The sequence below is a fragment of the Bowmanella yangjiangensis genome (assembly GCF_017255015.1).
GTDB classification, from domain to species: Bacteria; Pseudomonadota; Gammaproteobacteria; order Enterobacterales; family Alteromonadaceae; genus Bowmanella; species Bowmanella yangjiangensis.
Genome location: NZ_JAFKCS010000614.1, coordinates 1 through 432 on the forward strand (window position 1 = coordinate 1; position 432 = coordinate 432).

The 432-nt window shown below is 67.4% G+C and carries 1 protein-coding gene; it reads left to right on the plus strand.

The window, feature by feature from the left end; genetic code table 11:
• The coding region (locus tag J0A65_RS25930) for a hypothetical protein (RefSeq protein WP_206597072.1) at nt 1-432 on the plus strand (432 nt) is incomplete at both ends.

Genomic DNA, 432 nt, shown 5'->3' on the forward strand with positions numbered 1-432 from the left:
GGAATGGCAGATCGACCCGGCGCAGCGACAAGCCAGCTACAGCAACGGTTTCGAGCTGGCAGAGGGCAGGCTGCAGGCCGCCGGCGAAGGCCGCTGGCAGGTCACCTTCTACGGCGACTACCAGGAGCGGCTCAGCGTCGAGGATGGCCAACTGGTGCAGGTGGCCAGCGAGTACTGGCCCGAACAGCAGTTCACCCGCGTCGACAGCAAGGAAGGCCCGGCACCACTGGGCAGCCGCTTCGAGCAGGCCCTGTACCGTGACTACCTGGGTGGCGACTGGCTGATCGAGGAAGGCATCGGCCAGGGTGGCCTGGTGCGCTTCCAGGTCGACGGCCAGGTCGAAGGACTGCCCGGCGCCGAGCGTTTCGCCCTGTGCCTGGCCGGTGATTGCGCGGACATGAGCGGTGAGAACTACAGCCTCTGGCTCCAGGC